The sequence below is a fragment of the Nocardioides szechwanensis genome, assembly GCF_900103935.1.
Lineage (GTDB): Bacteria > Actinomycetota > Actinomycetes > Propionibacteriales > Nocardioidaceae > Nocardioides > Nocardioides szechwanensis.
The window spans coordinates 259,727-271,023 of record NZ_FNIC01000007.1; the positions used below are offsets into that span (position 1 = coordinate 259,727).

Annotated in this window: 13 protein-coding genes; 8 read left to right on the forward strand and 5 right to left on the reverse strand. The window is 71.0% G+C overall.

Going from position 1 to position 11,297, the window contains the following annotated elements:
• Positions 1-40: 40 nt before the first annotated feature.
• From BLR90_RS17040 to BLR90_RS17065, 6 genes are all read left to right on the forward strand, one after another.
• On the forward strand, positions 41-1,594 hold the full coding sequence (locus tag BLR90_RS17040) for an MXAN_6640 family putative metalloprotease (protein WP_091026420.1): 1,554 nt from the start codon (positions 41-43) through the stop codon (positions 1,592-1,594).
• Between the two features lie 45 nt (positions 1,595-1,639).
• Positions 1,640-2,191: a hypothetical protein gene (locus BLR90_RS17045; protein WP_091026421.1), complete on the forward strand. Its 552-nt coding sequence runs from the start codon at positions 1,640-1,642 to the stop codon at positions 2,189-2,191.
• A 127-nt stretch (positions 2,192-2,318) separates the two neighbouring features.
• Positions 2,319-3,143 (forward strand): pseudouridine synthase, encoded by an 825-nt coding sequence (locus tag BLR90_RS17050; protein ID WP_245715372.1) that lies wholly within the window; start codon positions 2,319-2,321, stop codon positions 3,141-3,143.
• 45 nt (positions 3,144-3,188) lie between these two features.
• The gene (locus BLR90_RS17055; protein WP_091026449.1) at positions 3,189-4,574 is read left to right on the forward strand and encodes an NAD(P)-binding protein; all 1,386 of its coding nucleotides are present in this window, start codon (positions 3,189-3,191) and stop codon (positions 4,572-4,574) included.
• Between the two features lie 28 nt (positions 4,575-4,602).
• On the forward strand, positions 4,603-4,917 hold the full coding sequence (locus BLR90_RS17060; protein WP_091026423.1) for a hypothetical protein: 315 nt from the start codon (positions 4,603-4,605) through the stop codon (positions 4,915-4,917).
• Positions 4,918-5,201: 284 nt separating this feature from the next.
• Positions 5,202-6,017 (forward strand): class I SAM-dependent methyltransferase, encoded by an 816-nt coding sequence (locus tag BLR90_RS17065; RefSeq protein WP_091026424.1) that lies wholly within the window; start codon positions 5,202-5,204, stop codon positions 6,015-6,017.
• Here BLR90_RS17065 and BLR90_RS20735 read toward each other — a convergent pair.
• From BLR90_RS20735 to BLR90_RS17085, 5 genes are all read right to left on the reverse strand, one after another.
• A complete protein-coding gene (locus tag BLR90_RS20735; protein ID WP_143016248.1) occupies positions 5,932-6,255 on the reverse strand; it encodes a hypothetical protein in 324 nt (107 codons plus the stop codon). The two genes, BLR90_RS17065 and BLR90_RS20735, sit on opposite strands and share 86 nt — an antisense overlap.
• Before the next feature lie 42 nt (positions 6,256-6,297).
• Positions 6,298-7,755, reverse strand: a complete 1,458-nt coding sequence (locus tag BLR90_RS17070; protein ID WP_091026425.1) for an MFS transporter — start codon at positions 7,753-7,755, stop codon at positions 6,298-6,300.
• A gap of 82 nt (positions 7,756-7,837) precedes the next feature.
• Entirely contained in the window at positions 7,838-8,470 is a 633-nt protein-coding gene (locus BLR90_RS17075) for an NADPH-dependent F420 reductase (RefSeq protein ID WP_091026426.1), read from the reverse strand.
• The gene (locus BLR90_RS17080; protein ID WP_091026427.1) at positions 8,470-9,288 is read right to left on the reverse strand and encodes an SDR family NAD(P)-dependent oxidoreductase; all 819 of its coding nucleotides are present in this window, start codon (positions 9,286-9,288) and stop codon (positions 8,470-8,472) included. Before BLR90_RS17080 ends, BLR90_RS17075 begins: the two co-directional genes overlap by 1 nt.
• Positions 9,289-9,334: 46 nt before the next feature.
• The gene (locus tag BLR90_RS17085) at positions 9,335-9,592 is read right to left on the reverse strand and encodes an SHOCT domain-containing protein (protein ID WP_091026428.1); all 258 of its coding nucleotides are present in this window, start codon (positions 9,590-9,592) and stop codon (positions 9,335-9,337) included.
• Between the two features lie 281 nt (positions 9,593-9,873).
• Between BLR90_RS17085 and BLR90_RS17090 the strand changes: the two genes are divergently transcribed.
• Together BLR90_RS17090 and BLR90_RS17095 are read left to right on the forward strand one after the other, a co-directional pair.
• On the forward strand, positions 9,874-10,461 hold the full coding sequence (locus tag BLR90_RS17090; protein WP_091026450.1) for a DUF305 domain-containing protein: 588 nt from the start codon (positions 9,874-9,876) through the stop codon (positions 10,459-10,461).
• Between the two features lie 291 nt (positions 10,462-10,752).
• Positions 10,753-11,297 (forward strand): DUF222 domain-containing protein (locus tag BLR90_RS17095; RefSeq protein ID WP_143016249.1); only part of this gene is annotated, 545 nt, incomplete at its 3' end.

Here is an 11,297-nt window from a genome sequence, read left to right on the forward strand (position 1 = left end):
ACGGACGCCGGGCCATCTCGAGATCTAGGGGAACCCTCCAATGCGTCGCACTTTTGCCGCCGCCCTCGTCGCCCTGAGCACGGCGGTCACCGTCCTGCCCGCGCTCGGTACCCCCGCCTCCGGCTCGGCCGGCTCCCCCGTGCTCGCGGCCCAGGGCTCCGACCGCGACCCTGTCGCCGGCGACGTGCTCAAGCGTGCCCAGAAGTCGCTCGGTAGCTGGCGCGACGCCGGCCGGCCAGACGCCCGTCGGCCCGAGACCTCGCTCGACCTGCGCGACCTCTTCCTGGTCCGGTCCCGGCTGGACGGCGACGACCGCGACATCGCCGACGCGCTGCTGGCGCGGCCGACCGACGGCGCCAGTGACCCCTACGGCGACGGCTACACCGTCCCCGCGAAGAAGAAGTGCAAGCAGAACGTCTGCCTGCACTGGGTGGGCAGCACCGCCGACGCCCCGCCCAGCACCAAGTGGGCGATGAAGAGCCTCGGCACGCTCAACAAGGTCTGGAAGTTCGAGGTCGGCCAGATGGGCTACCGCCGCCCGCCTGGCGACCTCGGCGTCGGCGGCAACAAGTTGTTCGACGTCTACCTCAAGGAGCTCGGCAGCCGCGGCGTCTACGGCTACTGCGCGCCGGAGTACCGCGTCCCCGGCACGAAGTACGTCGCCACGTCGTTCTGCGTGCTCGACAACGACTTCGCGAAGTCTCAGTTCGGCGCCCCGCCGATGAACAGCCTGCGGGTGACCGCGGCCCACGAGTTCTTCCACGCGATCCAGTTCGGCTACGACTACCACGAGGACCGCTGGCTCTTCGAGTCCACCGCGACCTGGATCGAGGAGCGTTACGCCGACCCCGTCAACGACAACCGGCAGTACCTCCCCGCCGGCCAGGTCGGCCGCCCGGACATCCCGCTCGACACGTTCAACCCCAGCGGCTCGACCCACTACGGCAACTGGGCCTTCTGGGAGTACGTCACGCGCCGCTACGGCAACGGCGTCGTGAAGAGCGTCTGGAACAAGTCGGCCGCCTTCAAGGGCGCGCCCAACATGTACTCCACCAAGGCGCTCAAGAGCGTGCTCGCCGGCCGCGGTGGGTTCCCCGCCGTCTTCCGCGCGTACTCCGCCGCCAACGTCATCGCCAACCGCACCTACAGCGAGGGCAGGGAGTGGCCGGCCGCCAAGCTGACCAAGGCCTTCACGCTCGGCAAGGGCTCGCGGCGGATGGGTGCCACCACCCGGATCGACCACATGGCCGCCAACCACGTCGTGTTCCGGCCCGGCACCAGCCTCAAGGGCAAGCAGTGGAAGCTGAAGGTCGTCGTCGGGGCCCCGCGGACCAAGGCGGGCGGCGCGGCCTACCTCATCGTCAAGAAGCGCAAGGGTGCCTGGATCAAGCGGGCCATCCCGCTCAACGGCAAGGGCATCGGCTCGGCGAAGTTCACGTTCACCCGCAGCTCGGTCGAGAGCGTGATCGTGACCCTCGTCAACACCAGCACCGGCTTCCAGTGCTGGAAGGACAACCCCTACTTCTCCTGCTCCGGCAACCCCACCGGCGACAACCGGAGGTTCAAGATCCTGGGGCAGGTCCTCAAGCGCTGACCCGAGGCGACGGAAGGGCGGGACCGGTGGGGTAACTTGACCGACGTGACCGCCCGTCGTCGCCCACTCACGCGCCGCGACGTCGACGTGCGCCTGGGCTACACCGGGCTCGGTGTCGGCGCCGTCGTGTTCGTGCTGGTCCTGGTCACGTCGTACGTCGTGATCGAGGTCGCCCCGAGGATCGGGCTTCCGGGAGCACGGGACGCGCGCGCCCAGTCGGTGGTGCGCTACCCCGCCCTCGAGGCGGTCCCGACCGTCGACCGTGGCGGCCGCTCGGCCGGTGGTGGCGTGGCCACGCGAGCGCGACCGGGGATCGCTACCCAGGAGGCCGGCACGACCAGCCCTGCTATCGACGAAGCGGGCGGCTCCGCGGAGGACGGCGGCTGGGGCAGCGCCGGCACCGGCAGTACGTCGGACGGGCCCGGCACCGCGGTGGTCGAGGGGCAGGTCTCCCAGGCCGTCGACCCGGTCGTCGACGGTCTCGCCGCGTCGCTCGACGCGGCCACGGGCGGCGCCAGCGGTGCCGTGACCGGTCCGGCCGGCGGGGTGGTCGACGACGCCACCGACCTCGGCGACGCCCTCCTCCCCCGGCCCTGAGACTCGGCTGCCGTTCTAGCATCGGAAGATGCCCCCGCGTTCGCCGTTGCCGTCGCGCCACGGCCTGAGCGCGGCCTGGCTGCGTACGCCGGACCGGGACCGCCCGCGACCCGAGCCCTGGCCGACGATGGGCGCGTGGCTCGACCACCGGCTCGGCGACCGGGTCGACGTCGCGCAGATGCTGGCCGACGAGCGGTTCGTCTACGACGACCTCGCGTGCGTGCGCGACGACGACGCCTACGCCCCGCACACGTTCGTGTGGTTCCACCGCGACCTGCGCGAGGAGGTCGTCGTACCCGGTGAGCTGCGCGTGGTGCACCGCGACAAGCGCCTGGTGGTCGTGGACAAGCCGGCCTTCCTCTCGACCATCCCCCGCGGCCAGCACGTCATGCAGAGCGTCGTCGTGCGGCTGCGCGACGAGCTCGGGTTGCCCGAGGTGTCACCGCTGCACCGGCTCGACCGCGTGACGTCCGGGCTGCTGCTGCTCGCCACCGAGAAGCGGTGGCGCGGCGCCTACCAGGTGATGTTCGAGCGGGGCACGGTGCGCAAGACCTACCGGGCCCTGGCGCCGTGGCGCTCCGACCTCGCCACGCCGGTGACCGTGCGCAACCACGTCCGCAAGGACCGCGGCGTGTGGCGCGCCGAGGTCGTGCCCGACGCTCCGGTCAACGCCGAGACCCTGGTCGAGCTCGAGTCGCGTGCCGGCGACCTGGCCATCTACCGGCTGACTCCCCGCACCGGCCGGACCCACCAGCTGCGGCTGCACCTGCACGGCCTGGGCGCGCCCATCGTCGGCGACCCGCTCTACCCCGTCGTGCGGGAGACCTCGGTCGACGACTTCACCACGCCGCTCCAGCTGCTCGCGAGCGAGCTGGCGTTCACCGACCCGATCGACGGGACCGCGCGGCACTACGAGAGCGCGCGGCGGCTGCCCCTGGCCGCGGAGTCCTGACCAGACCAGTGGACGTGGCGCCAGGGCGGTGGTTTCGTGTCCTGGGTGACACGCGGAGTCGACGTCGACTACCTCGTGGTCGGCGCCGGGGCCACCGGCATGGCGTTCACTGACGCGCTGATCGACCACGCGGACGTCCGAGTCGCGCTCGTCGAACGCCGCGAGGGCGTCGGCGGTCACTGGCGCGAGGCCTACCCGTTCGTGCGGCTGCACCAGTCGTCGATGTTCTACGGCGCCGCCTCGACCCTGCTCGGCGGCGGCCGGATCCAGCAGGAGGGTCCGGAGGCGGGGCTGCACGAGCGCGCCGACCAGCCGACGATCTGCGCCTACTACGACGACCTGCTCGCCGACCGGATGCTCGGGTCGGGCCGGGTCGAGCTCTACACCGGCTGTGACTACGTGGGCGGGCGCGAGTTCGTCTCGCGCGAGACCGGCGAGCGGTTCGAGGTGCCCGAGCACTGCCGGATCGTCGACGCGCGCTACCTGGCTCCCGACATCCCGGCGGAGACACCACCGCGGTTCGGGGTGGGTGACGGAGCGCGGGTGATCCCGGTCAACGACGTCGTGAGCGCCGAGCACGACCCGAGCCAGTACGTCGTGGTCGGGTCGGGCAAGACCGCGACCGACGCCTGCATCTGGCTGCTGGCGCGCGGGGTGGACCCCGACGCGATCTGCTGGGTGCGACCGCGTGACCCGTGGATGCTGAACCGGGCCAAGATCCAGCCCGATCCCGTCATCTACCTCGGGATGGTGGCGGACATGATGGGCGCGGCCGGGGCCGCCGCCTCGCTGCCGGAGCTCTTCCTCGCGCTGGAGGAGGCCGGCATCATGCTGCGCGTCGACAGATCCGTCACTCCGAGCATGGCCAAGTCGCCCACCCTCGGCCTGTGGGAGCTCGACAAGCTGCGGACGCTCGAGAACGTCGTACGGCGCGGCCACCTCGAGACCGTGAGCCGCGGCCGGCTGGACTTCGCGGACGGGTCGGTCGCGGTGGCGGACGACGCCCTGGTGGTCAACTGTGCCGCCGACGGCCTGAAGATGCCGCCGCTGGTGCCGATCTGGGGGCCGGAGGCCATCACCGTGCAACCGATCCGGGCCGGCTTCCCGTGCTTCGGGGCCGCGCTGGCGGGCTACGTCGAGGCGACGCGCGACGACGACGCGGAGAAGAACCGCCTGTGCCCGCCGTCGTCGTACGGCAACACGCTGGAGGACTGGGCGCGGATGAACGTGCTGGGGCTGCGCAACTCGGCGTCGTTCAACTCGGAGCCGGACATCAAGGACTGGACCAACCGGGTCGCCCTCAACCCCGCGCGCGTCCCGCCCGAGCATCCGGCCTCCGCGGAGCTCGACGACGCGCTGGCCCGGCTGGCGGCGAACGTGGGTCCCGGGGTGGCCAGGCTGGCGCAGCTGGGCGGGATGCCCGACGCGTAGAGTCCACCTCCGACGACAGGGGTGCGACATGGTGGCGAGCCGGACCGCCCGCGAGAAGAAGGCGGCCGTCGAGGCCGGCCCGCTCGCGAGGGTGAAGATCGACGTCGACGGGAGCCAGCAGTTCGTCTACAAGATCAGCTGCACCGAGTGCGTCGCGAAGGGCGACCGCAGCTGGTCGGCCTACCGCCCCGGCGAGGACAACGGCTTCATGGCGGCCATGGACCGCTGGACCTTCCACCTGACCGAGAAGCACCCCGACGCCGAGGCGCCCTGCCTGGCCTACCTCCCCGCCGCGCAGCAGCGGCTGCACGAGCGGCGCGAGGGGTCCGGCGCCGACAGCTGAGGCGGGGCGTGACCTTCTAGGTGACGCAGGCTGTCTCCGCGGCGGGGTGGGGCCACGGCTTCGCCGCGCCGCCCACAAATGCGCGGGCTTGGTCCGAAGGCAGGGCCGCTGCTGAAACAACGCGGTGGATCTGACACACCAGATGCGTCAGATCCACCGCGTTGTTGGCAAACCGGCCGAGATGCAGGCAGTTCACCCCCTGACGCCGTTCTCTCAGGCGTGGTGCGAGCAGTCGAGTCGCGAACTGCCGACATTGCGGTCCTGGCAGATGGCACCATCGCGGGATGAGTGAGCGCGCGCTGAGCTTCGGAGCGGTGGCAGCGGACTACGAGCGATTCCGGCCCGGCTACCCCGAGCGGCTGGTCGACGAGGTGCTGGCCTACGCACGGACGCGGGTCACGACCGCGCTGGAGATCGGGGCCGGCACCGGCAAGGCCACCCGGGTCTTCGCCGCACGCGACATCGCCGTGACCGCCACGGATCCCGATCCCGCGATGCTCGCGGAGCTACGCCGCCACGTGCCCGCAACGGTCGAGACGGAGCAGACGGCTTTCGAGGACCTGCCGCTCGACAGGCCGTACGACCTCGTCTTCGCGGCCGCGGCGATGCACTGGACCGACCCGGAGCACCGGTGGTCGCGCGTGGCCGCGCTGCTCGAGCCGGGCGGCACGTTCGCCTCGTTCGGCGGGCAGTTGCTTCTCGCAGAGCCGGGACTCGAGAAGTCCGTGGCCGCGGTGAGAGCTCGGTTCGGGATCGACGACGCCGTCCCTTCGCCCGACTGGACGCCGCACGACAGCACGATGCAGTGGCCGGGCGCCGAGCTCTCGCAGTCCGACCTGTTCACCGCCGTACGGCAGCTGGAGATCGGGCGGCGAGTGGAGATGTCAGCGTCTGACTACCTCGGCCACCTCGGGACGATCTCGGCCTACCTCCAGCTCCCCCTGAGCGTGCGCGTGCAGGTCTTCGACCAGACCCGGTCCGTGCTCCCCGAGCGGGTGACCCTAAACGGCGACCTCACCCTGCACCTGGCACGAGCAGCCCCGAACGCACCAGCATCCGCTCGACGCGTTCACGTTCGAGCTCCCGCTCCACCATCGTGAGCCGCGACTCCAAGCACTGCTCCAGGTCGAGGGCGCGGCACGCGGCGACCAGTACGTCGTCGTAGGCGGCGCTCCAGCCCCGCCTCCGGGCGGCCGGCATCCCGGGAGGGGTGTGGCGGATGTCCGCCCGGATCCGGCGTACGTCGGCAGCGATCCGCTCGATCGGCGGGCCCACCGGCACCGGAGCCGGAGGCGACACCAGGCCGAGCCACCGGCCGACGAGCAGGGCGACGTCCATCTCTCGATGATCGCCCCGCGGCAGCGGCGCCACAAGGCGGGTCTAGCGGGAGACCGCGTCCGCTCTCACGCCCTCCGCGGCGGGGGCCGACTGCCGGCGGACGACCGGGATCACCGCGGTGATGGCCACGCCGACGAAGGCAGCGATGGCTCCAACCACGAAGCACAGCGTGAACGCGGACTCGCTGGGCACCTGCGTGCCCGCGAAGGTCGTGGTCGAGCCGGTCAGCAGCATCGCCATCACGGCTGCGGCCAGCGTGGTGCCCATCGACCGCATCAGCGCGTTGATGCCGACCGCGGAGGCGGCCTCACGCATCGGCACCGCCGCCAGGATCAGGGTGGGCATCGCGGCGTAGCCGATGCCGACGCCCGCAGAGGAGATACAGCTCGCGACCAGGACCTGCCACGGGGCGTGGGTCAGGAACGCGGCCACCAGGTAGCCCGAGCCGAGCACGGCCGCACCGAGCATCAGCGTCGGCTTGGCGCCGGCGCGGTCCATCATGCGGCCCGAGAGCGGCGCGAACACCATCATCATCAGGCCACCGGGGGCCATCCAGAGCCCGGCCTCGAGGATCGTCTGCCCGAAGCCGAAGCCGGTCTCGGAGGGCAGCTGCAGCAGCTGGGGTACGACGATCGCCTGGGCCATCATCCCGAACCCCACCGCGACAGCGGCCAGGTTGGTGAGCAGCACCGGTGCCTGCGCGGTCACGCGCAGGTCGCACAGCGGGTCGTCGACCCGAAGCTCGTACCAGCCCCAGACCAGCAGCACCACGACCCCGCCGACCAGGCAACCGAGCGTGCGCGGCTCGCCCCAGCCCCAGGCGTTGCCCTTGGTGACGGCCACGAGGGTGGCGACCAGACCGGTGGTGAGGCCGAGGGCGCCGACGACGTCGAGGCGGCCACCGCCGCCGTCGTGGATGTGCGGCACCACGGTGGCGACGCCGACCGTGACCAGGACGGCCAGGCCCGCGGACATCCAGAAGAGCGCGTGCCAGTTGAAGTCCTGAGCGACCCAGGCCGCCAGCGGCAGCCCGATCGCGCCGCCGACACCGAGCGTGGCGCTCATGGCGGCGATCGCGCTGGTGGTCATCTTGGGCGGGGTGATCTCGCGCATCAGACTGATCCCGACCGGGATGAAGCCCGTCGCGAAGCCCTGGACGGTTCGCCCGGCGAGCATCGGCAGCAGGGAGTCCGCCTGGGCGCAGATGAGCGAGCCCACCATGAGCAGGACCGCGCTCACCATCAGCACCCGCTGCTTGCCGAACATGTCGGCCAGCCGCCCGGCGATCGGCATCGCCACGGCCGCTGCCAGCAGGGTCGAGGTGATCACCCACGACGCGTTGGCGGCCGAGGTGTCGAGCAAGCGCGGCAGCTCCGACTGGATCGGGATCACCAGGGTCTGGGTGAGGGCGGCGCTCAGTCCGCCGAAGCAGAGCACGACCACGCTCAGCAGCGCCCGCGGGGAAGCCGGGGTGGGCCCCACGACTGGCTCGGTGGACATGCGGTTTCCTTCGGTGGCAGGCCAAACAGATGCTTGCCGAAGTCAACCTTATTGCCGAGGCCCGGTCAAAGTGACCTGCACCTCAGCGCACGATCTTGAAGTTGAACTCCCCCGTGCCCAGGGCCTGCATCAGGCGGAGCCAGACCGGCATCAGCATCTCGGTGCCCCGCGCGGTCTCGATGCCGCCGAGGTCGATCACGTCGTCGTGACCCATGGCCGCGAGCAGGCCCGTGACCATTCCCTTGGCGCTGGGGTCGTCCCCGGAGACGAAGACGGTGCTGCTGCTCCCGAGGGTCTCGGGGTGCACCATCAGCGACGCCGTGAGCGTGTTGAGCGTCTTGACGACGCGGGCCTCGGGGAACGCGCGCTGGATCTGCTCCCCGAGCGAGTCGGTGTCCTTGACCAGCAGGGTCGGCGGGAAGCCGGCCGAGAAGTCCAGCGGGTTGGAGATGTCGACCAGCGCCTTGCCCGCGAGGTTGTCCGCACCCGCCAGCGCGAGCACGTCGAGTGCCACCTCGCCGGAAACGGCGAGGACCACCAGCTCGGCGCGTGCCGCCGCGTCGGCGTACGTCGCCAGCGGCAGCTGCGGATGGTCGGCGCGGGTCAGCGTGGCCTCCGGGTCCCGCGTGCCGATCGTCACCGTGTGACCGAGCTCGTCGAGGCGCGCTGAGACCGTGCGCCCCACCGATCCGGTGCCGAGGACCGCGATCTCCATCAGGACTCCTTGGTCAGCTGTGGTGCACCCAGGTGCTTGCTCATCTGCTTCTGCACGAACCGGATCGCCGTCCGCGGGACGACCTTGATCGCCAGGTTCATCACCTTGGCATCGGTGCCGACGTAGACGTGCAGCTTGTTGCGCTCGACGCCCTTCAGGATGGCCCGGGCGGCCTGGTCGGCCGCCGTCATCGGCACCTTGCTGTCGCTGTCGCTCGTCGGCTGCTCGACCCCGGAGTTGGCGGTGATGCTGGTTTCGACGGCACCGGGGAAGACCACGGTGACCCGGACCGAGGTGTCGAGCAGCTCTGCGTAGAGGCCCTCGCTCAGCAGCTTGACGGCCGCCTTGCTGGCGCCGTACATCGTCTGGCCCGGGAAGGGGAAGAAGCCACCCATGCTCGACACGTTGACGACGTGACCCTCCGGGCGGGCCAGCAGCCGCGGCAGGAACGCCTGCACCATGTGCAGGGTGCCCATCAGGTTGACGTCGAGCACCCGCTGGATCGTGGCGTCGTCGAGCTCGGCCACGGGCACGAACGGCTGGATGATCCCCGCGTTGTTGACCAGCCCGTCGACCGCGCCGTGCGCGGTCTCCACGTCGTCGGGGAGCGCCCGGACCGCGGCCCGGTCGGTGATGTCGACGACGTGGGTGGAGAGACGCCCGCCCGCGTCGGCGAGGGCGGTGAGGTCCACCAGACCGTCGGGGTTGCGGTCGACCGCGGCGACCCGGGCACCGCGTCGGAGCAGCTCGAGCACCAGCTCGCGGCCCATGCCGCTACCGGCCCCGGTGACCACCCACACCCTGCCGCTCAGCTGCATCGTGACCCCTCTCCGGACGACGATGCCACCCTACGGCGACGGGCCGCTACGGCGAGCCGCGCAGCACGGCCCGCCGTGCGCGGTAGTCCTCGAGGTCGATGTCGCCGCGGGCAAGGCGCTCGTCCAGGATCGCCTGCGGGTCCGGGTGCGCCGCCGGCGGCGAGCCCGCCGAGCCTGGCCGCGCAGAACTGCGGAACAGGGTCACCACGGCAGCCACCACCAGACCCCAGAACGCGACCATCACGAGCATCATCAGCAGCCACCCGCCCCAACCCCCACCGTCGTGGTACCAACCACCCATCATCGAGACCAGCTCCTTCGTCGTCGTTCCCTGCCCCCTGCTCTGCCAGTGTTCGCCCGCGACGTGCGGACCGGGTCGCCGTCGTGTGGCCGGTGAGGCCTACGACGTACGCACGTTCGGGGGGCTGGCCGTCGACCCCACGGCCCGTGAGGTGTGGCTCGACGGCGAGCCGGTCGACCTCACGGTACGACGTTCACGGCACGGCTCCGCACGGCCGACATCTTCAGGGAATCTTGACCTGACCTGAACAGTCCGCCTTGGGTCACCCGACCATGCTGGCGAGCATGAAGAAGATGACCGCAGTCCTTGCGCTGCTCCTGGCCGGAGTCCTCACCCTCGCCTCCTGTGGCGACGACGACGGCACGCCGGAGGGCGGCGACTCCGCCGGCGCCGAGTTCAACGACGCCGACGTGCAGTTCGCGCAGGACATGATCCCTCACCACGAGCAGGCGGTCCTGATGGCCGAGATGGCCGAGAGTCACGCCGACAGCGCTGAGGTGAAGGACCTGGCCGCGGGCATCGAAGCCGCCCAGGGACCGGAGATCGAGACCATGACGCGCTGGCTCGAGGACTGGGGGCAGGACGCCCCCTCCGGCGACATGGGCCACGGCGACATGGGCCACGGCAGCGCGTCACAGATGCCCGGGATGATGGACGAGGACGCCCTGTCAGACCTCGACGGCGCCATGGGCGGCGACTGGGACCAGATGTTCCTCACCATGATGATCGAGCACCACGAGGGGGCCATCGAGATGGCCCAGGCCGAGCAGTCCGACGGCGAGAACGCCGACGCCATCGCGCTGGCCGAGCAGATCGAGTCCGGCCAGACGGCGGAGATCGAGGTCATGCAGGACCTGCTGCTCGCCGAGTGACAACCGCTGGTCGAGCCGGGCGAGCGCCAGCGAGCCCGGGTCGAGACCCCGTGAGCCGACTGTCACCGCGGCGACGCGGCGCGGATGACCACCACCACTCCTCGAAGCCGTGCCGCCCGCACAAGCGCGGGCCAGATGCCGACCCCCCACGGCGGATGAGGTGCGAGCGCAGCGAGCCCCGAAACCACCACCGTGAACCCGAAAGTAGAGTCTCAGAAAGTTTTCCGAATCCCTTGTGTATACAGGGTTCTGAGGCCTCGGACTGTCGGTGGTCGATGCTGGAATGGGTCCATGACCAGCACCGGACACCGCGCCGATCGGGGCCACCCGATCCTCGCTGCGTTGTCCGCGATTGACTCCGAGATCGACACCGTCGAGCGCGCTCCGGCGTGGTCGATGAGCGACGAGGACACCCGGCAGGCACTGGCCCGGGTGACCCGGTTGATCGCACGGCTCAGCGGCCTGGAGCTGAAGGTCGCCGCGCACGCCGACCGCAACCAGGTCGGCGACGCGTCTGGTGCGACGTCGACGTCGGTGTGGTGGGCGAACCACACCCGCATGACCCAGCGCGAAGCCGCACGGAAGATCAAGCTCGCCAATGCCCTCGAGACCCACGACCCCGTCGCCCACGCGCTGGCGGCAGGCGACGTGCTGGTCGACCAAGCCCACGTGGTCACCGACGCCGTCGACGCCCTGCCCGACACCGTCCAGCCCGACGTCCGCACTCGAGCACGTGACTACCTCCTCGAAGCCGCTGCGCACTACGACGCCCGCGCGCTGCGCATCCAGGGCCGACGGATCCTCGACGTCGTCGCCCCCGAGATCGGCGAGGCCGA